We start from the raw sequence: 22,158 nt of genomic DNA on the forward strand, positions 1-22,158 counted from the left end.
ACCTCCAACCAGTTGTTTAGTTTTTAAAAGCAGATACTGGTCCTAATTCATTTAGTAAATAGGTTCTGATGTGACGAGGGTATAATACAAACGCTTCCAAATTTTCTTCAAATACAACGGACGTTTCTGTAAAATCTAATTCCAGATAATCCTGAATTAGTTTTTTTCGAAGCGGCAGTAAATGTTTGAATTGGACAGCCATTTCATTTGTGATTACCTTTTCATCGAGTAAAATATCAATAATGTCCTCAAAACTACCGGGGTCCCGCATAATAAATCCATCAATCATTGCATTACCCGTATCTAGTACGGCATCAATGGATGTTTGTATGATTCTTTCTAAAGCAAGTTTTGATTGACGTTCTTCCCAATTCTTAATTTCACGATAGGAAGCAAGCTGTTTTTCTAGAAAAGCTAACAACATTTCTATTCTTTCTCTATCCACAAAATACATTCTCACAAACCCCTTTTCTCTGGTTAGTCATAAATCACTCATGCCTTACCCGCCACTTGATGATACCATAATTCAGTCCTTTACCGTCGAATCTGCTATTAAATACGGCTGTGGATTGTTATGATAAAAGAAAATAGCGGAAAGAAGGGATTGTTATGGAAACGTTTGATTTTTTATACAATGACCTCGTAGATACGAAAACACGTTTTGCCAGCTTTGTCGGAAGAGAAATCCGTTATGACTTAGCTATTGTAATGACTGATCGGTTTTATGGAAAAAAACTTATTCTTGATATGCAAAGCAACCGTTTTGCGATTATCGGTCCTGATGATTTAGATGAAGAAGGCTACCTTGAACATGCCTTTCAAATTTCTGCTGAAGAAGCAGAAGAACTGCACTTATTCTTAACTGAAATCGTTTAGCATGCTCCCTCATAGAATGGACATCCTATAAAGGGAGGATGATACCAATGACAGAGAATTATCATGATTTCCTCAATGTTGAAAAACAACGTCATTCCCTGATACCAGAAGAATTTTCAGAAGGTTCATACGGTTCTTCACGAGGAGCAGATTCACCAGTTGAAAACAAAAGCTCAAATTGGAAAGAAGGACAATCATTCCAAAGTGCTTTTAATTATGAAAACAAATCGCTGCATGAAAACCTGCCAAGAAAATACCCTGGTGCAGCTGTACCTGAAGATCTTAAAAAAACATAAACAATAATAAAAGGAAGCTGTCAATGACAGCTTCCTTGATTATTTAACCTTTTTCATTACGAAATAGGGACATCCAAAATTACAGTATTCATACAGATACTCTGATAATGTACTAATTTTTGTATCGAAGGTTGCCTTTTGATTTTGATCATCAAAAAACCCGCGAAGCCGCAATTGACCATAGCCCCAATCACCGACTATATAATCATACTTAGTCAATATCTCACTGTATCTAGCTAGAAAAGCTTCTTCATTATATCCGTCCCTTTGTTCTTCTACCATTTCATAGTTCAGATTATTGATGCTAATCATGTTCATCACCTCGCAGCTTATAACTTCTTCCTTAAATTATAACGTATTCTCCATGATTTTCTAAGCGAAATTTAGATAAAACTGTCCATGATATGTAATAGGGGGTGCTAATACTTGAAAAAAACAATCTTAACGGTCAGCTTAAGCTCTATTATAGCCTTAACGGGTTGTTCTAGTGACAACAATCACGAGTCCAATGAGAGTATGGAAAAGGGGCGTAATCAAGCAAATCCTAGCCAAATTAATTCTCCAGCTACGATTTATGATGAAGATTACCAAAACAAAGATAATTCTCCCCAGGATTTTGGTTTTACTCATTTAACCAATGCCACCATCAATGGGAAGAAAATCAACAACCAAACACCAACGATTGATCGTGAACAACTTGCATCCATTATTACTCAACTCACTGTCCAACTGCCAAATGTAAAAGAAGCATCTACTTTAGTGACTGACGAAAAAGTATTAGTGGTTTACTCCACAGATACTTCTAACCGCTTTATGACAGCTGATCAAGTTAAACGGACGGCTGCCTCTGCAGTCCCGCGGTACTATCATATATATGTCAGTGATAATTATGTGCTGGCTCGTGATATTGAAGACTTTTCACTTCTTTCTACTCAAAGTCGTGATGTTGATCCGGCAATCAATTCCATTATTCAATTGATGTTAAAGTCACCACAAGGCAATAGGCTTTCTGATGGGGAAAACGAAAATGGCAAAATGAAAGGTGAAACGTCCATGTAATCAACTGGATAAAATTTAGAAAACCCCCGTTTAAAAAGGGGGCTTTTTTTTCGCTGTTATACTTCTTCTTTAATGAGCATTGCATCACCTTTTAACTGTTTTTGTTTGGCGGCTGCATTTACCTGCTCATCTGCATGATAAGACGAACGGACCATTGGCCCCGCTTCACAATGACTAAAGCCCTTCTGGATAGCTATCTTCTTAAGCTCATTAAATTCTTCTGGTGTGAAATACTTAAGCACATTAAGATGTTTTTTTGACGGTTGTAAATATTGTCCAATTGTCATGATATCTACCTTATTCGCCAATAAATCATCCATGGTTTCAAGAATTTCTTCCTTTGTTTCACCTAACCCAATCATTAAACTTGATTTGGTTGGGATATCTGGATACATCTCCTTGGCTCTATGCAGCAGTTCTAAAGACCGATCATACTTAGCACGCGCACGAACTCGATTGGATAAACGACGTACCGTCTCAATATTGTGATTGAGAATATCTGGTTTCGAATCCATTAGATTTTTTAAATTTTCGTATACCCCTCCCATATCGGAAGGAAGCACTTCAATGGATGTAAAAGGATTTTTCCTGCGAATGGCTCGAACTGTTTCTGCAAATACTACCGAGCCTCCATCCTTTAAATCATCCCGAGCGACAGCCGTAATGACCGCATGCTTTAAATTCATCGCAGCAACAGAATCAGCAACTCTCTCTGGCTCTGCTAAATCTAATTCTGTCGGTAAACCTGTCTTAACCGCACAGAAACGACAAGCTCTCGTGCAAACAGCTCCGAGAATCATGAAGGTAGCTGTCCGCCTTACTGCCCAACATTCATGGATATTGGGACATTTCGCTTCTTCACAAACTGTATGTAAATTTTTTTCACGCATCATTTTCTTTAAACCCGTATAGTTTTCATTTGTGTTGAGCTTAATTTTCAGCCACGCCGGTTTCCGAAGCGGTTCTTCTTTAGTCGCCATACCCCACACTCCATTCTTCTTGTAAATAATAGGAAATATCTCTTCATTGTCACTTTACCAAATAACATATCAATGAACAAGTATAGGTAGATATTCCATAATTTTAAAATAATGTTTTTCGACTTGTAATAGCAAACTAGATGTAATGAACTAGGAAGGAGACTAGATGCGTGAAGTGGAAATTAGTACTCGTTGTTTTTATTATCATTTTAAGTTTCCCAACAGAACACCGAACGGGCATCGCGGCTTCAACAGCACATTCTTCTGAAGTCATTTACCAAAAGCGGATGGAACTTTATAAAAACATGGAAACAGCATTGCAAATTCCTTGGTATTATTTAGCTGCTGCCGATCAGTATGAATATAGTATCCGAGGTTTTAATAAATCTGAACCGCTGTCGGGTGTCATTGCGATTCAAATTAAACCTTCGAAGTGGAGCGGAGTTCTTAACCCAGAGCCAAACGACCAAAACCCCCTTTCTATCAATTTTTTCGGCGGATCTGGATTAGATGGAAACGGTGATGGTCTGGCAGATAAAAGCAATGACGAAGATCTGCTGTTCACTTTTGCCAAGCATCTTTTATCCTATGGAACAGATGATGATAATATCCGAATTGCGCTTTGGAATTATTATAAACGGGATAAAGCAGTCGGAATTATTATGGGAAACGCACAAATGTATAAGAAGTTTAATCGGATTGACCTGCAGGAGAAAGCATTTCCCGTTCCTGTGGGGACTGACTATACCTTCCACAGTACTTGGGGAGTTGCCCGTGGATGGGGAGGAAGACGTTCACATGAAGGAACAGATATTTTTGCCCACTATGGGTTACCTGTTCGTTCTACTTGCTATGGAGTCATTGAAATGAAAGGATGGAATCGTTTTGGCGGATGGCGGATAGGCATTCGTGACATGAACAATACCTACCACTATTTTGCTCATTTAAATGGATTCACGAAAGATTTAAAAGTAGGACAAATTGTCGAACCAGGACAAGTAATTGGAAGTGTAGGCAGCACTGGCTATGGACCTCCTGGGACAGCTGGAAAATTCCCGCCCCATCTGCATTTCGGACTTTATAAAGATAATGGTAATCTGGAATGGAGCTTTGATCCTTACCCCCACCTCCGTGTTTGGGAACGAAAGGATACCTTAAAAGCTAGGCAATAACCGGTTGTTTTTTTACGTATTAATAAATATCCCTTTTCCTAAAGCATACGTTTTAAGGAGGGGGGTTGGCATGTTTCATAAGAAATCTAAACCAAATACTGATTTAAAGAGATTCTTTACCGGAATTCTCTCCTTAAAAAGGTATTCATCTATACCTTTATACTCTTTCTCATTTGCAGTATTTTTTCAATTTGGTTTATTGATAAAGCCATTGAACCTGTGATTATGAAAGTAGCACAGAAAGAAATTAAACGTGCTGCAACGGCAGTCATTAATGAATCGTTCCATAAAAACCTATCTAAAGAATTGCCCGACAACGATATTGTCTTGACCCATTATCAAGAAGGAGACCCCGCTCCATCCTATAGCTTTAATCCTAAATTATATAATGCAGTCCGAAAGGAAACCATACAGGATATTCAAGATCAATTAGGAATAAGTGATGAAAACCCATTTCAGAAAAAAACCAATAAAAATCAATTAAAATCAGTGGTATATTATATCCCCCTAGGCGTAGTCACAAGAACCTCTATTTTAGCTAATATTGGGCCGAAAATTCCTGTTGAAATGTCTCTAATAGGTCACGTTGAAATGGACTATGAATTTAAATCTACAAGTGCCGGGATTAATAATACGTATTTAGAATTATTTGCTCGTGTAGGTGTTCATATGGAGGTTGTTATTCCAACCTTCAAAAAAGAAACACCAGTTGAACAGGTCATTAACCTTGGAGGACGATATATTCCCGGCAGGGTTCCTAATTTTTATGGAACAGATCGAAGTCTCATAACGGCTCCCGGAGTAGATTCAGGGAAAAAATAAAAAGAGAAACGGGTACATACCCCGTTTCTCTTTTCAGACTTAGACAAACTCGGGTGAAAACCTTAGTTTGTCTATTTTTATGGTTTGTATAACCTGAACAATGATTTCCACTCCAGGCACTCGCTTTCCGCGGGCGGTCGGGAAGCCTCCTCGGCTTTCGCCTGCGGGGTCTCCCCTAGACACGCTACCCGCCAGGAGTCTCGTACCTTCCGTTCCAATCAACTTTGTTTTACCTTTGATCCTCGAGTCACTTTTTTTGAAAATAGAAGGATTAAAACTTAGGTGATGAGGATGCTTTCTAAACAAGATTCTATTCAGCGAGACTCCTTTGAAATGTTATATTACATCAACTGGTTCCATCTAACCATTTGGTTCGCAAAATGAAGGCCGTCATTGACTTCACTTTCATTTTTATGGCATGGTGAAAGATATGTATTCAGAGGTAGACGCTGAAGTATTTCTATAGGGTATCGGAATTTTTTAATTCCAATCTCCTTTTGTCTACAAACTAAAAAGAGAAACGGGTACCCCGTTTCTCTTTTACCTTTTAATCAACATGACATTTTTTTATGACTAAATAATCATGTTTGAGCAAATCTAGTTCATACCCTTTTTCCAAAACGTTTCCCTGCTCTTCAATAATCTCAAGAATCGGTCGTTCTCCCATCCCCGTGTTTTGTTTGGAAACAATCCCTTTTCGGCCATCATTTAGTTCGACAACTAGTCCAACAGGGTAAAGGGCAACCGACCGTCTAAATGCTTCAATAATCTTTACATCAAATTGCGTACCTGCACCCGAATATAGAATATCTAATGCTTCATGAGGAAGCAAAGCATTACGATACACTCGATTAGATGTCACTGCATCAAAAACATCTGCTACAGCTATAATTTTTCCATAAAAGTGAATATCCTCGCCGTTTAATCCTCTTGGATAGCCTGTCCCATCAAGTCTCTCATGATGTTGGTAGGCACAATGAGCTACAAGCAAAGGTATGGTATGTACTCCCCGCAATAATTGAAATCCAATCTCGGAATGTTTCTTCATGGTTTCGAATTCATCTTCCGTCAGGCGGTCTGGTTTTAAAATAATTTCAGTTGGAATCATCATTTTACCAACATCATGCATGATCGCACCTAAACCGAGAATTTCCATTTGCTTCTGATTTAATTTAAGGTCAAGTCCCATAGCTATAGAATATAAGGCTACGTTAAGCGAATGAGTAAAAATGTAATGATCATAGGCATACACGTCAGTTAACAGGGACAGTAATTCTTTATTATTATTCACTTCGGACAATATAGAGCGAACAAGATCAGTAAACTTCTTGCTTGCTTTTTCTAAAACAAAGGAATCACTAATCTTTTGATTCTTATTAAGTTGACTAAACGTTTCTTGAATAGTCAACACAGCTTGATTTCTTGTTTTATCTGGAAGAGAGGGATTCGGTTTAATATGTAATGTCCGTCCATCCTCAATATATACAAAAGGGATATCTAATTCGATGAGCCGCTTAATCATATTATTCGTCAACAATACACCGGAGCTAATTAAAACGATTCCTCTTTCATTGAATATCGTTTTACCTAGTTTCATACCCGAGGTCAGTGATTGCGTCTTTAATAGCCTCATAATTCATACTCCTATTGCTTCTTATATCCAACCTAAAGTCAGAAGCTATTCACTGTTTTTTAATCTGTCTCTATCCTATTTATCGGACATATCTGCCCAATTCTAAAGCTTCGATACTACATCCGTTATTTTAGTATACGATACAGACAAAATGAATAGCTATACAAACTGGATAAAAATACAATATTATTAGATAATTTTACTTAAAGACGTATTTTTCAACTAATCGTGCATTTTTAATAAGGCTTCTCGTCCAGTCATCCCTTTAGTAATCCCTAAGTTTTCTGCTTCAGTCGTTACCGCTTCAAGCGGTGCCTCAAGCAAGTCATCAATTGAAGTAACACCGACTGCCCTGCCTGCAATAATTTTTCGATGATTCAATTTAGTATTCAACTGGTGAACATCTAGTGCACCGCACATAATATAACCATTAGTAGAAGTGATCATTATCAGTGTTGTCTTTGGGAGATAGATGGTTATTCCAACAAATGTACTCTCTTCAATCGTTAGTGGCCTATAATCAATCATAAATATCCGCTCCTTTCCTACCCATACTGTATGTAGGAAAGGAGCTTTAAGTGCCCAGATTAATGTGTTTTAAGTTTCCATGCCAAGATATCCCTTAAAAACTCTGGCATTAAGTATTCCTTATGTTGAGATCGTTGAAGATGCGGAAAGAAATATCCAAAGGTAAACATGTCAGGAAGGACAAGTCTATACTGCTTCTCTGGATTCAGCTTTTCTCCATCAATTAAAATATACTTGACCAGTTTATTGTTCGTTGTAATAAAGCCAATCCTATCGTACACCATGTTTCCCATGATTTTTCCTCTAAAACCAAAACCCTTTACCGGCATATGGGGCCATTCCGGATTTAAGGATTGCATGATAATTTCTTTTAACTGGCTTCCGCTTAATGTCACTACACAAGGATTAATCGGATGTGGAAGGATTCGGTGTAGATCCGCCTTTGTCACCTTCCCCTTTGGCAATCCTTCTAAAAGCAGGCCAGCGTTTAAAAACGCACAGTCTGCAGAACTCCATTCCCTTAATGCCTGGCATAATATCTCTGGTAAGATTGAAGGTTTAAACCATTGGGTTTCTAAAGCTTCTGTCAAGGTCACTACGACATCTTTAAGTGCCTGGCTGCCAACATCATGGAGAGATTGTTCCCAATCGGATTCGCCCTCTATCTCATTAAATTCATTGGTGTCATATAACCAGGCCTTTTTATCGATAACATCTCCGATTTCATTTACAGTCAACTCCACCTGGCCCACATAAAATCCGTACTTTCCTGCCCCGCAGAGCAGAGATTGATTAACCACTTTTCCTTGGTGCAAGATATGGTGTGTATGTGCACCAAGAATTACATCTACCTCTGGAAAGTCCGCAGCAATTCTTTCATCATCATGTATTCCTAAGTGCGAAAGCAATACTATTATGTCTGCTTTCGATTTTAGAGCGCCTAATTGTTGTTCTAATTCTATAAAAGGCTCACTGACTTTCCATCCAAGTGCTGAATATAACTTTTGGAAATTTGCGGTTAGACCGAGCATGGCAATTCTTGTTCCGCTGGTTGTTGTATGTATTTCATAGGGCAATGCCCATTTAGGACGTTCTCCATTTTTTTGATAGATATTCGCAGCCAATACTTTAAAATCTGCCTTTTCGTAAAGAGAATCTAAATCGTCATATGTCATCGTAATACCTTCATTGTTTCCAATCGTCACATACTGATATCCAGCTTCGTTTAAAAGTTTAATATTGCCTTTGCCTTGCGTTCCCTCCGTATATGGATGCCACCTATCTACATGATCACCTATATCGAGAATCAAGCATTCTTCACCCGTTTCAGCATGCAGTTGTTTTCTACTCCGCAAAAAAGCCTCAATACGCGGCCATTTTTCAAAATGACTATGAAGATCATTTGTATGATATATGTGAATCGCCTCTGACATCGTTCGTCATCTCCTATCCTGTTATTCCGTTGATTATTAGGCGGAGACCAATAATGATGAGCACAGCCTTCAATAATGTTGCTAATGATTTACCTGTTAAACGTGAATTAATCATAACTCCGAGTTTCGCTCCAAACCATGCACCTGGAATAAGTGCCAGTACATACGGCCAGATGACATTTCCAAGATAAATATGCGTAATGGAATTTGTAATCGACGAAAGAAATACCATAAACATGGACGTAGCAACTGCCACATGCGGCGGAAAGAAAAACAGCAGCATCATAGCTGGAACCATCAAAGAACCTCCGCCTATTCCAAATAGACCGGAACAGAAACCAACACCAAACGAAAGGAAGACAGCTAGGATTGGATGATAGCCATACGTATATGCTTGCCCATCTTGATTGATGGTTTTTGTTATCTTATGCTTCCCTTCCTTAAAAACAACCGGTTTTAGTTGATCCTTTACTAAGAGTACCAATGAAATTAAAATCACAAAGCTGCCAAAATAAAGAGAAAAGGCAGCTATCTGCAAGCTTTTGTTCGCAAATGCACCAATGATACCACCGGGGCCGCTGCCCGCAAAGAATATCAATCCAGCTTTGTAGTCACCTGTTTTCTTTTTTAAGTAAGCAAGTGTCGACGAAAGTCCCGTAAAGATCATAATAACTGTCGATACGCCCACTGCACGCTGAGGAGTTAAATTTCCAAGAAGGTCAGTTGAGCCCGCAAGAAAAAGCAGCGCAGGGACTATGATAATCCCGCCTCCAAGTCCGACCAATGCCCCAATAATCCCGGCGGTTAACCCAATTGCAGCTAACACTATCCATACCATTTACAATCCGCCCCATCCTATTCTAAAAGAAATCGAGCTGTTTTGGTGCCAGCCCCTCATACTCTATATTTAATAATTCTATCATTTCCTTTGCATTGCCTGCCGCATCTCCACCAGAATTATTATTGAACAGCACATATATGTCCTTGCTCTGTTTTTCGAGAATTCTCAAACGTGTTACCCACTCCTGTAACTCTACATGATTGTATTTATAGAGATAACGGACTTCCCGCCAATTTCCTGAGGAAGGCTTTTTCCATCCATAGACATTTCGACCGTGAAAACGGACAAGTGTCTTTTCCTTATTGGTCGATTGAAGGACAATCGGGATAGAACCTTCTCCAGATTGAGGTTCATCACATATAGAATGGATCCAGCCCTCTCGTTCCATAAAATCCAATGTTTGTTCACGTCTCTCTCCTGTAAACCAACTCTGGTTTCGAAATTCTAAACTGACAGGTACATTGGCCATTTCTGCTCGACACCATCGAAGATACTCAACATTTTCACGAGTGCAGTCAAACCAAGGTGGAAACTGAAAAAGGACCATAGCAAGCTTTCCAGCTGATTGATAGGCATTTAAAGAGGCATGAAAAGCATCAAACATTTCCTTTTTACTTTGAAAAGGAATTTCTCCACGGGTATGAGTTGTCATCCCTTGATAGGCTTTTACAACAAATTGAAATCCTTGAGGTGTTTCGGCAACCCACTTTTTCGAATTCCTTTCCGGCTGTACAGCATAAAAGGAAGCATCCACTTCAACGGTTGGAAAATGCGAACCATATTCAAGCAGCTTTTTCCGGGGGGACAGCTTGTCCCCATATAACCCATCATGATCTCCCCAGCCTGTTACACCAATGTAAATCATTAAGTATCACCTCTTTATATTTAAAAAAGTCTCTCCTCATTATATAACCCAAAAACGAAACCATAAAGCATCCGGAACTGATTTTACCCGTAGAGTGTATCGATACGGACGTCTGTGCTGAATCGTTATTTCCATTCGACTAAAGATATAAACATCCACATTTCTATCCATTTGTGCTACATTATAGGAAAAAGTGTTAAGAGGTTATCCTATCGTGTATCTAGAATTGACCGCTTTTATTACTCTTGTTTGTACTTCAGGAGTATTACATCTGTGTTTATGTCTCTATGTATTCTTTAAGCGTCATAATTATACAAATATATCTTATCTATTTATCCTTTATTCTGCTTCTATAACCATATATTGCTTTGCTTCTGGTTTTGGTTTAACGGCTACGACACTCGAGCAAATTAAATTTTGGACTGTTATTCAGTATATTGGAATGCCGCTATCACCACCCTTAGGGCTATTGTTTATCATGCAGTATTTAGATAGGAAAATCACGAAAAAGCTGTGTATATTCCTTTTTTCTATCCCTTTAATCAGTTTGGCAGCAGTTGCTACAAATGATTTGCACCATTTTCATTATCGTGTATTTGAGGTTAATCAAGTTTTAGGGGTTCCTTACATTCACCAAGAAATAGGTGTCTGGTATATGATTCACGGTGTTTTCACGTTTTCCTGTATGTTTGCAGCTTTGTTGCTTGTCCTCTCACATTGGAAAGATACAGCTAAGGTCTATCGGCCGCAAATCATCTCATTAATTTTCGGACAATTTATCCCTATTGTTACAGCATTTATTTATTTGATCGGATTCACACCCCCTGGAGTTGATCCCGTACCAATGGTCTTATGGATTTCATCTCTGTTATATTTCTGGTCGATTGGTACATCACGTATGTTTTCAATTATGCCCATTACTAAAAGTACGATATTTAATAGCATCAATGATGGTGTTATGGTGTTGGATGAGTCCTATCGATTAATTGAATATAACCAAGCAAGCAAAAGGATGTTTTCAGATTTAAATAACTCCATGTTTGGCATGGCCTTTGATAAAGTTTGGATTAAGCTGTCAGGAGAATCTTTTCCTCATCTATTAACCCACGGTATAGTCACTCTGGAAGTAGAACTAACTGCTGACCGTTCAAATCGTGTCTATCAGATCCGTACTTCATCATTGGTACATCCTAATTATAATAAAGGTGTGCTAATGGTTTTCACGGAAGTCATGGAGCTTAAAAGGCTTCAGTCCAAATTAGAACATCAAGCCTATCACGATGAACTTACCAATATTCTTAATCGTCGCGCGTTTTTTCAGAAGTGCGACCAAGAGTTTTCTATAGCAAAGGCTGCTTTATCGCCTTTCTCAATCATTTTAATCGACATTGATCATTTCAAAAATGTGAATGATGCCCATGGTCACATCGTTGGTGATCAATTACTTATGCATTTCGTAACGGCTTGTCAAACACAAATAAACGAGGGCATTTTATTTGCAAGATATGGTGGTGAGGAGTTTGTTCTGGCACTGAAAGGTACCTTGATGGAAGCAGAAAAGTTGGCTGATCAGATGCGCAGACATATAGAAACACAACCTCTACTCGTAGTCGAAGGGGAGATTTCTGTTACTTTGAGCAGTGGTGTAGCTGAGGCAAGTAAAGAAACAGAAGAAACTCTGTATGAACTTTTGAATAAGGCTGATGAAGCACTTTATTCAGCAAAGCGCAATGGACGTAATCAAGTTCATGCGTATACCCTTCAAACGTAAAAGAAGACGAACTCAGGAGAGTTCGTCTTCTTTAAAAGGAAATGATTATCCGATAGAACCTTCCATTTCAAACTTGATTAGGCGGTTCATTTCGACTGCATATTCCATTGGCAATTCTTTTGTGAACGGTTCGATAAAGCCCATTACGATCATTTCTGTTGCTTCTTGCTGAGAAATCCCGCGGCTCATCAGATAGAACAATTGCTCTTCTGATACTTTGGAAACCTTAGCTTCATGTTCAAGAGAAATATTGTCATTCAGGATTTCATTGTATGGAATCGTATCAGATGTTGATAGATTATCCATAATTAACGTATCACACTCAATATTTGAACGGGCACCGTCAGCTTTACGTCCGAAATGGACGATTCCACGATATGTTACTTTACCACCCTGTTTAGATATTGATTTTGAAACGATTGTAGAAGACGTATTTGGCGCAAGATGCGTCATTTTTGCTCCTGCATCTTGATGTTGGCCTTTACCAGCAATCGCGATAGATAACGTCATACCACGTGCACCTTCACCTTTAAGGATGACAGCAGGATATTTCATTGTCAGTTTAGAACCGATGTTTCCATCAATCCATTCCATTGTCGCATTTGCATCACATACAGCCCGTTTAGTTACAAGGTTGTATACGTTATTTGCCCAGTTTTGAATGGTTGTATAACGGCAATATGCGTCTTTCTTGATGATGATTTCAACAACTGCACTATGAAGGGAGTTAGTTGTATAAACAGGAGCTGTACAACCTTCTACATAGTGGACACTTGCGCCTTCATCTACAATAATCAGCGTACGTTCGAATTGTCCCATATTCTCAGAGTTAATTCGGAAATAGGCTTGAAGAGGCGTATCTACTTTAATACCCTTAGGTACGTAGATGAACGAGCCTCCAGACCAAACAGCAGAGTTCAATGCAGCGAACTTATTATCTGTTGGAGGAATCGTTTTACCGAAATACTCGCGGAATAGATCTTCATTTTCTCTTAAAGCAGAATCCGTATCTTTAAATACGATTCCCATATCTTCAAGTTCTTTCTTCATGCTGTGGTAAACCACTTCTGATTCATATTGAGCAGAAACTCCAGCTAGATACTTTTGTTCAGCTTCAGGAATTCCTAATTTATCAAATGTTTGCTTAATCTCTTCAGGAACCTCATCCCATGATTTTTCTGATCTCTCAGATGGCTTCACGTAATAAGTAATTTCATCAAAGTTTAAGCTGTTTAAGTCTCCGCCCCATTGTGGCATTGGCATTCTGTAGAAATGCTCCAAAGATTTCAAACGGAAATCTAACATCCATTGTGGTTCACTTTTCATACGTGAGATTTCTTCGACGATTTCTTTAGTCAATCCACGTTTCGAACGGAATATGGAAACATCTTTATCTGCAAAGCCATATTTATAATCACCGATTTCAGGCATTTTCTTTGCCATAGCGCTATTCATCCCTTTCAATGAAGGCTGTGGTCTTGAAACATGTCCACAGCCTGCTCATTTATCTTACTGTTCCTTTAATCCCTTTTCCATCGCTTTCCAAGCTAAAGTAGCACATTTAATTCGTGCCGGGAATTTAGAAACACCTTGTAATGCTTCAATATCTCCAAGATCGAGACTATCGTCATACTCTTTTCCCTGAATCATTTCCGAAAATGTTTTCGACATGTTCAGAGCCGTCTCAATATCTTTACCCTTTACGGCCTGCGTCATCATAGAAGCAGAACTCATAGAAATAGAGCAGCCATCACCGTCAAACTTAGTGTCTACTACGATTCCATTTTCAACCTTCATCGTTAAACGAATTCGGTCGCCGCAGGTTGGATTATTCATATCTATGGTCAAGTTACCATCATTAAGAATCCCTTTATTACGGGGCTTTTTATAGTGATCCATAATGACCTGTCGGTAGAGTGTATCTAAGTTATTAAAAGACATTACTGAAATACTCCTTTGTTTTGACAAGCCCATCTACAAGCTTATCAACATCTTCCTCCGTATTGTAGAGGTAAAAGCTGGCACGCGCAGTAGAAGAAACATTCAGCCACTTCATTAATGGCTGTGCACAGTGGTGACCTGCCCGAACAGCGATTCCTTCTGCATCCAATACGGTTGCAACGTCATGCGGGTGAACTTCATCAAGATTAAAAGTAACCACTCCCGCACGTTTTTCAGGATCAACTGGTCCAAATATAGTCAAACCTTCCACTGCAGACATTTTTTTCATTGCGTATGCTGTCAGTTTATGTTCATGAGCTTCAATATTTTCCATACCAATTTCTTCAAGGAAATCAATAGCTGCACCGAGGCCGATTGCTCCTGCAATAATCGGGGTTCCACCTTCGAACTTCCACGGAAGCTCTTTCCAAGTAGATTCCTGCAAGCCGACAAAGTCAATCATTTCACCGCCAAATTCTACCGGTTCCATGTTTTCTAAGAGTGCTTTTTTACCGTATAAAACACCTATCCCAGTTGGTCCAACCATTTTATGACTTGAAAAAGCAAAGAAGTCACAATCCAAATCACGAACATCTACCTTTAGATGCGGTGTACTTTGAGCACCGTCAACCACCATAACCGCACCATGCTGATGAGCTATTTCGGCTATTTCTTTAACTGGATTAATTACCCCAAGTACATTTGACACTTGCATAATAGAAACAATTTTTGTGGAATCAGTTATGGTTGACCTAACATCATCTAACGAAATTGTTCCGTCCTCTTGAAGAGGCAAATACTTGAGTGTCGCACCTGTTTGCTTTGCAATTTGCTGCCAAGGAATAATGTTACTATGATGTTCCATATAGGAGATCACAATTTCATCGCCAGCAGAAAGGTTGGCGCCTCCGTAGCTTCTTGCTACCATATTTAAAGATGCAGTTGTTCCCTTTGTGAAAATAATTTCTTCCGTCGAGGCTGCATTTATGAATTTTCTTACCTTTTCACGTGCCCCTTCATACGCATCCGTAGCTTTTGTTCCAAGAGTATGGACTCCACGGTGGACATTGGAATTATACCCCCGGTAATATTCTTCAATGGTTTCAATCACAGAAGCTGGTTTTTGTGATGTAGCCGCACTATCTAGATATACCAGCTGATGTCCGTTCACTTCTTGATTTAATATTGGGAATAGCTTACGAATTTCGTATGGGTTCATTATCTAACTTTCCTTTCGATTACCTCAGCCAATTGTTTCTTAACGCCTTCAACAGGCAATTGATTAACAACTGGTGCAAGGAATCCAGTAATAACTAAGCGTTCAGCATCTTGCTTAGTAATACCGCGGCTCATTAAATAATAAAGCTGTAATGGGTCAACACGACCAACAGATGCAGCATGGCCGGCAGTTACATCATCTTCTTCAATAAGAAGAATCGGATTTGCATCACCGCGTGCTTTTTCACTAAGGATTAAGACACGTGACTCTTGCTCAGCGTTTGCTTTAGATGCACCATGTTCAATTTTACCAATTCCATTAAAGATAATGGTTGAATTGTCTTTTACAACACCGTGCTTCAAGATATACCCTTCAGAACGTAATCCGTAATGAATGATTTGAGTCGTGAAGTTTTGTTTTTGTTCTCCACGGCCGACTACAACACTTTTTGTATCTCCGAATGAACCATCGCCCATAAGGTAAGTCGTGTTATCAGAAATAGTATGGCCATCATTCATCAGACCTAGTGCCCACTCAATACGTGCATCACGGCCAGCTACACCACGGCGGTTTACATAAGTCGTAAAACCAGCTGATAATGTATCAACAGCTCCAAAAGCAACATGAGCATTTGCATTAGCGATAACTTCAGTAATAATGTTTGCAACACCTTGATTAGAATCTACAGTTGAAATGTAGTTTTCTACATACGTTACATTACTATTATCTTCAGCAACAATTAATACATGGTTGAAGAGTGTTGTATCCGGGTTATCTTGAATGAAGATCGCTTGGATCGGCTGTTTCACTTCAACATTTTTTGGAACATAAAGGAACGCTCCACCATTTACTAAAGCTGCATGAAGGGCTGCTAGACGATGTTCGTCAGCCTTAACACCAGATTTCATGAAATACTTTTCAACTAATTCACTGTGTTCACGGGCAGCTGTAAATAAATCCGTAAAAATGACACCTTGAGCTTTTAATTCTTCAGAAAGACTGAAGAATGCAGGCGTATTATTACGTTGAATATATAAATTGTTATTTTCTTCTAAATTAATAAGTGGTTTTACCGCTTCAGGAAGCTCGTCAAAGGAAGCGTATGCTTCACTTTTCACTACATGCGAACTAAAGTTAGTGAAATTCCAATTATCGATCTTCGTTTTATCAGGCTTAGGCATTGGAATAGCATCAAGTCCATCAAATGCTTGAATACGTTGCTCAGTAAGCCAAGCCGGTTCATTATTTTGTTGTGAGTAAGTGTTGATGTACTCTTTTTCAACTGATAGTTTTGTTACGGTAGTCATGGCAAATCCTCCTACTTACGCTTCTTGGCCAACAGTTTCGTCTTCGATGCCCAGTTCTTGTTTAATCCAGTCATATCCTTCAGATTCTAAGCGTGCAGCAAGCTCAGGACCGCCAGATTTAACGACACGTCCTTGCATCATTACGTGTACGAAATCAGGAGTTATATAATTTAACAGACGTTGGTAATGTGTAATGATTAAGCAGCCGAAATCTTCTCCGCGCATTTCATTTATGCCTTTTGAAACGACTTTAAGTGCATCAATATCCAGACCAGAGTCAATTTCATCAAGAATAGCGATTTTAGGTTGAATCATCATTAATTGAAGAATCTCGTTACGTTTTTTCTCTCCGCCTGAGAATCCTTCATTAAGATAACGTTGTGACATATCTTCAGACATTTCAAGGAATTCCATTTGTTTATCCATTTGGCGGATAAATTTCATTAATGAAATTTCGTCGCCTTCTTCACGACGTGCGTTAATAGCAGAACGAAGGAATTCAGCATTTGTAACACCGCTGATTTCACTTGGATATTGCATAGCAAGGAATAACCCTACACGTGCACGTTCATCTACTTCCATATCCAATACATCTTCGCCGTCAAACGAAATACTTCCGCTTGTTACTTCATATTTGGGATGGCCCATAATTGCGGCAGAAAGTGTTGATTTACCTGTACCATTTGGTCCCATGATTGCGTGGATTTCTCCACCTTTTACTTCAAGGTTTACACCTTTTAAAATTTCTTTGCCCTCGATAGAGACATGAAGATCCTTAATTGTTAAAGTTGAAGCTGACATATGAATACCTCCGTGATCTATATTCCTATTTTATAGCCAAAAGCTATTTTCTCTCTTTATAAAAGTAATTCTCACTTTATTCTCATTACAATTTTATAACAAATCAAATCTGTAAGCAACCATTACGATGTACTTTCTACTACGGTGATAGTATTAACCTTAGATCCTTTACACATAATGTGTCCATAAAGTCGATGTTTCTTCCGTTAAACCCACATTTAACTGGTTGTAAGAAGAACTTATCCAGCAATAAAAAAAACTGCCTTTTTGGCCAGATAAATGCTACCGAATCGAAGAAGGCAGCAATCCTACGCTTATCCTTCACCCATTAGGCATATTATCTTCCATTAAAGGCAGTTTCATTTGATTTATTATTTATATTAGGAATGAAGTTTCCTGCGAAGTTCATTAACGATCATATTGCTTGCTTCATAATCTCTCTCTCTTTGTTTTTCGACTTGGATCCGGACATCTAACCTCCTGCCGTACTCACTATAGCCTACGCCATGTGATTGTTGCATCGCCTTTTCCATTTCGCTGGTTACGTTAAAATCTAGAGAGTTGATAATGAATCAATCCTTTCTGGTTTTGTAGTTCTAATTTTATCATGTTTCTAAAAGATTACTCAAAGGTCATATACCCGCCCTACCATTCACTAAACATGATATAACTTAATAACAGCCAGCATATAAGGTATAGATGAAAAATACCTCCTAATCGCTGGCTCTTAAGCAGTAAGTGTTCACCGTAATAAATCGTCCAATGCTTCCTGAACAAGCGTAACTCCCTGACTAAGTGCAGCTCCGCCTCCAAATGCACCAGTTACTCCAACAGCTTCCATAATTTCCGTTTCGGATGCTCCATTATCAATACAACCCTTTAAATGATAAATAATACAATATTCATCCTGTGCGTACAGACTGATTCCTAAAGCTATTAATTGTTTTCCCTTTTGAGTAATTTGGCCTTCCTTGAAACAGGCTTTCGCAAAATCATTGTAAGGACCTGCGATTTCTGGCATCTTTTGTGTAAAAACACCCATTCCATGTTTGAATTCATATAGGGCTTCTTCAGTCGGATTAACAGGTTCGCTTGTCATTAGTAACATCTCCTTATACATCTTTTTTCTCTAGTATGGTCAGATGCTCAAGTGATATACCAACAACAAGAGGCTGTTCCGAGTTGGGTACGGGCAATAGATGGGTTAACTTACCTTATTCCATCATGCGTGCCGAAGATTAATGACCCTTTTTAAAATTTTAGCAAGAATTATTGTAGGCAGTAAATTGATAACGGTCTAATTGGACTGGTTATCGGTCTTCCGGCCATGTTTATCGGTCTAACTGGAGGTTGTATCAGTCTAACTAGGTTTTATCAGTCTACTTCATGGTTGTATCTGTTTATCTTGACTGGTTATCGGTCTGCCAGACACGTTTATCGGTCTAACTGGAGGTTGTATCAGTCTAACTAGATTTTATTGGTCTACTTCATGGTTGTATCTGTCTATCTTGACTGGTTATCGGTCTGCCAGACACGTTTATCGGTCTAACTCCTGTATAGCCTTTATTCAACCAATCTGCGCTGGAAGGCTCTAAAGTAGCGACCGAGGAGACAGTTCAGATTTTGAAAACCATCTCTCCCTCTACAATTTTTCGCAAAAAAAAGACTGTCGCAGTTCTCGACAGCCTCAACTCATCTATTTATTCAGAAACAGGTACAACCGCACCTTCATATTCTTTTAAAATGAAATCTTGAATTTCTTTCGAATGCAATACTTCTACTAGTGCTTTAATCGCTTTGCTGTCTTCATCGCCTTTTCTTACGGCAATCACATTCACATATGGTGAATTTTCATCTTCGATAGCAATGGAATCTTTAAGGGGATTTAAGTCTGCATCAATTGCATAATTGGAATTGATCATAACCGCATCGCCTTCTTTATTATTATAAACCTGAGGTAATAATGCTGCTTCAATATCCGTTTTGAACGTAATTTTCTTTGGATTATCTGTAATATCTTTTACAGTAGCCGTCGTTTTATCGATGCCTTCTTTAAGTGTCAATAATCCTTGAGCTTCAAGCAATGATAACGCACGACCATGATCAGCAACCGAGCTGCTCATAATAATTTCAGCGCCATTTGGAAGTTCGTCGAGAGACTTATACTTTTGTGAGTAAATTCCGATTGGCTCGATATGAATACCGCCGGCATTTACAAAGTCATATCCATTTTCAGCAATTTGCGCTTCTAAATAAGGAATATGTTGAAAATAGTTTGCATCCAAGTCTTTTTGCTCTAATGCTTTGTTCGGTAAAACATAATCCTGGAACGTTTCAATTTTCAGCTCGATTCCTTTTTCTTCAAGAAGAGGTTGAGCTTTTTCAAGTATTTCTGCATGGGGTACGTTTGAGGCACCCACCACTAATTCTACTGAATCTTTCCCGCCTTTTGAATCGTCATTACCGCAGGCAGCAAGCGCAAATGTTAAAACAAGAATTAAGGCAAAACTGACTATCTTTTTCATGAATTCATCTCCTAGTTATCGTTTGTCTAATTTCGTTGTGAAAAAGTCACCAATGATTTGAATAATAAATACAATTAATAAAATGATAATCGTAGCAATTAGCGTCACATCATTTTGACCTCGCTGATAACCATCCAGATAAGCAAGGTTTCCGAGACCGCCTGCTCCAATTACACCAGCCATCGCTGTATATCCAACAAGTGCAATTGCAGTTACCGTGATACCGGATATAAGGGCTGGTAATGATTCCGGAATCAACACTTTCCAAATAATTGTATTGATTGTCGCCCCCATTGACCGTGAAGCTTCAATAACACCCTTGTCAATTTCACGTAATCCTATTTCGACCATCCTCGCATAAAAAGGAGCTGCACCAATAATTAACGCAGGAAGAGCTGCATTTTCACCAATCATTGAACCCATAACTGCCCGGGTAAATGGAATGAGAAGGACAATTAAGATGATAAACGGAATGGATCTGAATATATTTACAAATGCGCTAATGACCACATTAACAGGGCGATTTTCCCATATGTTTCCCTTTGACGTCAAAAATAACACTAGACCAAGGACAATTCCCAATATGAAAGTTGCCACAATTGATATTCCTGTCATATAAAGTGTTTCATATGTTGCTTCCATCATTTCTTCCCAATCAACGTTAGGCAATAATTCTTCAATCATGTGAAATCACCTCCACGCCAACCTGCTGCTCTTTGATATATTGTATGGCCTGGTCCATTTCTGCCTGCGCACCATCGATATGAATAAACAGCGTACCGTATGAACCATGTTGTGTTTGCGAAATTTTCCCTTGTACAATATTTACATCCAGCTTGAAAGAACGAACAAGCTGAGTAATTAAAGGACTCTCGGTCGATTCCCCGACAAATGTCAGCTGAATAACCCTGCCTTCTGGGAAACGTTCCAATAAATGCTCAATCGTTTCCTTCGTTTCTTCGGGCTCGGTTACTTGTTGAACAAATCTCTTCGTAATCGGTTGAGCAGGGTTACGGAATACATCTAGAACAAGGCCTTGTTCTACCACTTGCCCGCTTTCCATAACTGCAACACGGTGACAAATCTTCCGAATGACATGCATTTCATGGGTAATTAAAACAATTGTCAATCCTAATCGTTTATTAATATCAACCAGAAGTTCTAGAATTGAATCAGTTGTCTGTGGGTCGAGGGCTGAAGTTGCCTCATCACAAAGAAGTACTTTAGGATTGTTCGCCAGCGCTCTAGCAATGCCAACTCTTTGCTTCTGCCCGCCGCTTAACTGAGAAGGATACGCGTCTTCTCTGCCTTCGAGACCGACCAGATTAATCAATTCATTTACTCTTTTTTTCGTTTCAGTTTTCGACACACCGGCAATTTCCAGAGGAAAAGCAATATTATCAGAAACCGTTCGAGACCAGAGCAGATTAAAATGTTGAAATATCATACTGATTTCTTGTCGAGCCTTTCTGAGCTCTGTCCCTTTAATTTTAGATATTTCCCGGCCTGCCACAATAACCGAGCCATCCGTTGGTGTTTCAAGACCATTTAACATCCGAATTAACGTGCTTTTTCCTGCTCCGCTATATCCAATGATTCCGAAAATTTCACCTTGATCTATCTTCATGCTGACATTATCGACAGCTTTTATTAATCCACCTTGGGCCAAGCCTGTACGAAAGGACTTACTTATTTGTGATAATGTTATCAATAATCTCACCTCTTTATTCAATACATTCTATGAACTTAGTAAACTTCCTCTCAAGAAAAGCCTTCACATATATCGTTTCTCATTTCACGCTAAACATGTATTAGAATTTCAATTAAGAAACAAAAAAACCTTTCCGCAAGAGCAGAAAGGCAGGCTAAGAAACTAACCGTCCTCTCATCTCCCAAAGCATAACTGCTTTGTGTGAATTGGCACCTTTCCAAGGTATTCCTTGTCGGTTGCCGGGCTTCAAAGGGCACATCCCTCAGCCTCTCTTGATAAGAGTAAAACGTATATGTGATTGAAGGTTTCCCCTCGTTTAAAGTCCATAATAATTATTACAAAATAATATCATGAATAAAGAGATGGTGTCAATCAATA

Annotated in this window: 24 protein-coding genes and 1 riboswitch; of the genes, 6 read left to right on the forward strand and 18 right to left on the reverse strand. The window is 38.9% G+C overall.

What is annotated here, in order from left to right:
- Positions 1–16 precede the first annotated feature (16 nt).
- Positions 17–454, reverse strand: a complete 438-nt coding sequence (locus MHI18_RS09110) for a DUF86 domain-containing protein (protein WP_340847044.1) — start codon at positions 452–454, stop codon at positions 17–19.
- 155 nt (positions 455–609) lie between these two features.
- Between MHI18_RS09110 and MHI18_RS09115 the strand changes: the two genes are divergently transcribed.
- Together MHI18_RS09115 and MHI18_RS09120 are read left to right on the forward strand one after the other, a co-directional pair.
- A complete protein-coding gene (locus MHI18_RS09115; protein WP_340847046.1) occupies positions 610–876 on the forward strand; it encodes a DUF3055 domain-containing protein in 267 nt (88 codons plus the stop codon).
- Positions 877–923: 47 nt separating this feature from the next.
- Positions 924–1,172, forward strand: a complete 249-nt coding sequence (locus MHI18_RS09120) for a cytosolic protein (protein WP_445669960.1) — start codon at positions 924–926, stop codon at positions 1,170–1,172.
- Between the two features lie 39 nt (positions 1,173–1,211).
- Here MHI18_RS09120 and MHI18_RS09125 read toward each other — a convergent pair whose 3' ends face one another.
- Positions 1,212–1,484 (reverse strand): YutD family protein, encoded by a 273-nt coding sequence (locus MHI18_RS09125; RefSeq protein WP_040374912.1) that lies wholly within the window; start codon positions 1,482–1,484, stop codon positions 1,212–1,214.
- A 114-nt stretch (positions 1,485–1,598) separates the two neighbouring features.
- Between MHI18_RS09125 and MHI18_RS09130 the strand changes: the two genes are divergently transcribed.
- Positions 1,599–2,231: a YhcN/YlaJ family sporulation lipoprotein gene (locus MHI18_RS09130; RefSeq protein WP_340847048.1), complete on the forward strand. Its 633-nt coding sequence runs from the start codon at positions 1,599–1,601 to the stop codon at positions 2,229–2,231.
- Positions 2,232–2,287: 56 nt separating this feature from the next.
- Here the strand turns inward: MHI18_RS09130 and lipA are convergent, their stop codons facing one another.
- Positions 2,288–3,211 carry a lipoyl synthase gene (gene lipA / locus MHI18_RS09135; protein ID WP_340847049.1) on the reverse strand — a complete coding sequence of 308 codons (924 nt, stop codon included), beginning with the start codon at positions 3,209–3,211 and terminating at the stop codon, positions 2,288–2,290.
- Positions 3,212–3,381: 170 nt separating this feature from the next.
- Here lipA and MHI18_RS09140 point away from each other — a divergent pair, with 170 nt between their 5' ends.
- Both MHI18_RS09140 and yunB read left to right on the forward strand, forming a co-directional pair.
- Complete coding sequence (locus tag MHI18_RS09140; protein WP_445669961.1) at positions 3,382–4,383, forward strand: M23 family metallopeptidase; 1,002 nt, start codon at positions 3,382–3,384, stop codon at positions 4,381–4,383.
- Positions 4,384–4,494: 111 nt separating this feature from the next.
- Positions 4,495–5,205 carry a sporulation protein YunB gene (yunB, locus tag MHI18_RS09145; RefSeq protein WP_340847627.1) on the forward strand — a complete coding sequence of 237 codons (711 nt, stop codon included), beginning with the start codon at positions 4,495–4,497 and terminating at the stop codon, positions 5,203–5,205.
- A 547-nt stretch (positions 5,206–5,752) separates the two neighbouring features.
- On the opposite strand, the gene MHI18_RS09150 is transcribed toward yunB, so the two are convergent.
- The 5 genes from MHI18_RS09150 to MHI18_RS09170 form a co-directional block, all read right to left on the reverse strand.
- Positions 5,753–6,838 (reverse strand): HD-GYP domain-containing protein, encoded by a 1,086-nt coding sequence (locus MHI18_RS09150; protein WP_340847050.1) that lies wholly within the window; start codon positions 6,836–6,838, stop codon positions 5,753–5,755.
- Between the two features lie 222 nt (positions 6,839–7,060).
- Positions 7,061–7,366 carry a YunC family protein gene (locus MHI18_RS09155; protein ID WP_340847051.1) on the reverse strand — a complete coding sequence of 102 codons (306 nt, stop codon included), beginning with the start codon at positions 7,364–7,366 and terminating at the stop codon, positions 7,061–7,063.
- Positions 7,367–7,425: 59 nt separating this feature from the next.
- Positions 7,426–8,799 (reverse strand): bifunctional metallophosphatase/5'-nucleotidase, encoded by a 1,374-nt coding sequence (locus tag MHI18_RS09160; protein WP_340847052.1) that lies wholly within the window; start codon positions 8,797–8,799, stop codon positions 7,426–7,428.
- Positions 8,800–8,812: 13 nt separating this feature from the next.
- Positions 8,813–9,637 carry a sulfite exporter TauE/SafE family protein gene (locus MHI18_RS09165; RefSeq protein ID WP_340847053.1) on the reverse strand — a complete coding sequence of 275 codons (825 nt, stop codon included), beginning with the start codon at positions 9,635–9,637 and terminating at the stop codon, positions 8,813–8,815.
- A gap of 22 nt (positions 9,638–9,659) precedes the next feature.
- On the reverse strand, positions 9,660–10,505 hold the full coding sequence (locus tag MHI18_RS09170) for a DUF72 domain-containing protein (RefSeq protein WP_340847054.1): 846 nt from the start codon (positions 10,503–10,505) through the stop codon (positions 9,660–9,662).
- A 214-nt stretch (positions 10,506–10,719) separates the two neighbouring features.
- On the opposite strand from MHI18_RS09170, the gene MHI18_RS09175 reads away from it, so the two are divergent.
- The gene (locus MHI18_RS09175; RefSeq protein WP_340847055.1) at positions 10,720–12,276 is read left to right on the forward strand and encodes a histidine kinase N-terminal 7TM domain-containing diguanylate cyclase; all 1,557 of its coding nucleotides are present in this window, start codon (positions 10,720–10,722) and stop codon (positions 12,274–12,276) included.
- A gap of 45 nt (positions 12,277–12,321) precedes the next feature.
- Here the strand turns inward: MHI18_RS09175 and sufB are convergent, their stop codons facing one another.
- From sufB to MHI18_RS09225, 10 genes are all read right to left on the reverse strand, one after another.
- Positions 12,322–13,719: a Fe-S cluster assembly protein SufB gene (gene sufB, locus MHI18_RS09180; protein ID WP_340847056.1), complete on the reverse strand. Its 1,398-nt coding sequence runs from the start codon at positions 13,717–13,719 to the stop codon at positions 12,322–12,324.
- A 66-nt stretch (positions 13,720–13,785) separates the two neighbouring features.
- Positions 13,786–14,217: a Fe-S cluster assembly sulfur transfer protein SufU gene (sufU, locus tag MHI18_RS09185; RefSeq protein ID WP_340847057.1), complete on the reverse strand. Its 432-nt coding sequence runs from the start codon at positions 14,215–14,217 to the stop codon at positions 13,786–13,788.
- Positions 14,207–15,436, reverse strand: a complete 1,230-nt coding sequence (locus MHI18_RS09190; protein WP_340847058.1) for a cysteine desulfurase — start codon at positions 15,434–15,436, stop codon at positions 14,207–14,209. Before MHI18_RS09190 ends, sufU begins: the two co-directional genes overlap by 11 nt.
- Positions 15,436–16,743, reverse strand: coding sequence for a Fe-S cluster assembly protein SufD (gene sufD, locus MHI18_RS09195; RefSeq protein ID WP_340847059.1), 1,308 nt, complete (start codon positions 16,741–16,743; stop codon positions 15,436–15,438). The genes MHI18_RS09190 and sufD overlap by 1 nt, the downstream gene beginning before the upstream one ends.
- 15 nt (positions 16,744–16,758) lie before the next feature.
- Positions 16,759–17,544: a Fe-S cluster assembly ATPase SufC gene (gene sufC, locus MHI18_RS09200; RefSeq protein WP_040375894.1), complete on the reverse strand. Its 786-nt coding sequence runs from the start codon at positions 17,542–17,544 to the stop codon at positions 16,759–16,761.
- 380 nt (positions 17,545–17,924) lie between these two features.
- Entirely contained in the window at positions 17,925–18,065 is a 141-nt protein-coding gene (locus MHI18_RS09205) for a hypothetical protein (RefSeq protein WP_169732068.1), read from the reverse strand.
- A 221-nt stretch (positions 18,066–18,286) separates the two neighbouring features.
- Positions 18,287–18,643 carry a carboxymuconolactone decarboxylase family protein gene (locus MHI18_RS09210; protein ID WP_340847060.1) on the reverse strand — a complete coding sequence of 119 codons (357 nt, stop codon included), beginning with the start codon at positions 18,641–18,643 and terminating at the stop codon, positions 18,287–18,289.
- 601 nt (positions 18,644–19,244) lie between these two features.
- Positions 19,245–20,069, reverse strand: a complete 825-nt coding sequence (locus MHI18_RS09215) for a MetQ/NlpA family ABC transporter substrate-binding protein (protein WP_340847061.1) — start codon at positions 20,067–20,069, stop codon at positions 19,245–19,247.
- A gap of 15 nt (positions 20,070–20,084) precedes the next feature.
- Positions 20,085–20,753: a methionine ABC transporter permease gene (locus MHI18_RS09220; protein WP_340847063.1), complete on the reverse strand. Its 669-nt coding sequence runs from the start codon at positions 20,751–20,753 to the stop codon at positions 20,085–20,087.
- Positions 20,746–21,780 (reverse strand): methionine ABC transporter ATP-binding protein, encoded by a 1,035-nt coding sequence (locus MHI18_RS09225; RefSeq protein WP_340847064.1) that lies wholly within the window; start codon positions 21,778–21,780, stop codon positions 20,746–20,748. The genes MHI18_RS09220 and MHI18_RS09225 overlap by 8 nt, the downstream gene beginning before the upstream one ends.
- Before the next feature lie 171 nt (positions 21,781–21,951).
- Positions 21,952–22,062, reverse strand: a riboswitch (SAM riboswitch).
- Positions 22,063–22,158 lie beyond the last annotated feature (96 nt).

Origin of the sequence: Peribacillus sp. FSL H8-0477 (assembly GCF_038002765.1) — a bacterium.
Classification (GTDB): domain Bacteria; phylum Bacillota; class Bacilli; order Bacillales; family DSM-1321; genus Peribacillus.